Annotated in this window: 2 protein-coding genes; both read left to right on the forward strand. The window is 47.8% G+C overall.

The genetic code is table 11. From position 1 onward, the window contains the following. On the forward strand, positions 1–225 hold a 225-nt coding region (locus ACYVIC_RS13030), incomplete at its 5' end, for an acyl carrier protein (protein ID WP_460860585.1). Next, the coding region (locus ACYVIC_RS13035) for a condensation domain-containing protein (RefSeq protein ID WP_460860587.1) at positions 222–1,838 on the forward strand (1,617 nt) is incomplete at its 3' end. The genes ACYVIC_RS13030 and ACYVIC_RS13035, both read left to right, overlap by 4 nt.

Genomic DNA, 1,838 nt, shown 5'->3' on the forward strand with positions numbered 1-1,838 from the left:
GAGCCTATCAGCCGGCATGCCAACTTCTTTATGCTGGGTGGGCACTCTTTGCTGGTAACCAAGCTTTTAAAATATATCAACGCCACATTCAACACCCGCTTAAATCTGCAGGACATGATGACCTGTCCAACCTTGCTGGATCAGGCCGAACTTATCGAAACACATCAGTGGCTCCATAGAAAAGCCGTTTCGGCTTCAAATAATGTTGAGGTTTTAACACTATGACAATCGCACAATTTATCAAACAGCTGCGCAACAGCGGCGTTCATCTGGAGCTTCAACAGCAACAATTGCGCTGTGAGCTTCCGGCAAACGGTATAAGTTCAGAGCTGCGTGCCGAGATTGTTGCCCGCAAAGATGAGCTTAAGCAGTATCTGTTACGTCATAACGTACATAACAACAGCGTGACGCGCCGGGATTCAACTGCGGCCTGCAAAGGCGGTATACCATTATCATGCAATCAGCAGGTGTTGTGGACAGATCAGCAGGTACACGGCTGTCGGAGCGCTTTTCATATGCCTTTTGCCTTCCGCCTGCGTGGTGAGTTACGTCGCGATGCCTTGCAGCATGCGCTGGATAGCCTGGTAGCCAGGCATGAAGTGCTTCGAACAGTGTATCGTGCAGATAAGATGGGCACTGCCAGTCAGTTTGTTCAAGATGCGCATCATGTTGAGATTAGAGAGCTGAAGTTAGATGCACCGCTGAACAATCAAACGATGCTGCCAAATCTTCTACAGGAAGACATTTGCAGACCATTCGAGCTCAGTACTGATCTGATGCTTAGGGTGACCTTGGTTATGCAAGGTCCACAAGAGCATTTATTGCTGCTAACTCTACATCACATTGCCTCAGATGGCTGGTCAATGGCGCTTATGCTGCAGGAATTTAATGCGCTATATAACGGTTTTATAGCCGGTGAATTAAATCCACTGCCTGATATGACATTACAGTATGCCGACTATGCGTTATGGCAACGTGAATGGTTGGACAGTGACTCGGGGCAGCAGTCGCTTGATTATTGGAAGCAGCAACTAAGTAATTTGCCGGTTTTGCATAGCCTGAAACTGGACTATCAGCGCCCGGAGACGCCTTCATTTAAAGGCGCAACGCTTAGAACTGTGCTTGAGCCTAAAGTGTTGAATGATATGCGGGAGTTTTGCCGTCAGGAAGGCGCCACACTGTTCATGGGGTTACATACAATTTTTTCCGTTGTGTTAGCACGTTTCAGCGGTGAGCGGGACATTGTCATGGGAGCATCTGCTGCTAACAGGGGCCAGCCTGAGCTGTCAGGACTGATCGGTTTTTTTGTCAATATGTTGGTGTTAAGAAACGATGTCAGCAGTCAAGCGACACTGCGCAGCTTACTGCAACAAAGTAAGCAGACAATGCAAGACGCTTATGCGCATCAGCAGGTTCCGCTGGTAAAACTATTTGAAGCATTAAAACCTGCGCGTAGTCTCAGTCATAACCCATTATTTCAGATCTTACTGGTCTTGCAGAATAATGAGCAGGTGGACTTGAATTTGACAGCGTTAGATTGCCAACCTTTAGCAGTGCAGCGTGATGGCTCAAAGTATGATTTAACCTTGGGTGTCCTGGAAACGCCCGAGGGGTTGCTGCTGGATTGGGAGTACAACAGCGATTTATTCAGTGCTGAGACGATCTCAGATATCGCACGCTACTTCAATAGTTTAATGGTAACCCTTTTAGCTTCCTCAGATACAGCTATTGAAGATTTGCAGTGTCTTGATCAGTTAGCCCAGGGCAAATTAAGCCAATGGCAGGGTGAGGGAGCAGACGTCACGGACGACGTATGGAGCCTGTTTGAGCAGCAGGTG

The sequence above is a fragment of the Rheinheimera gaetbuli genome, from assembly GCF_054781935.1.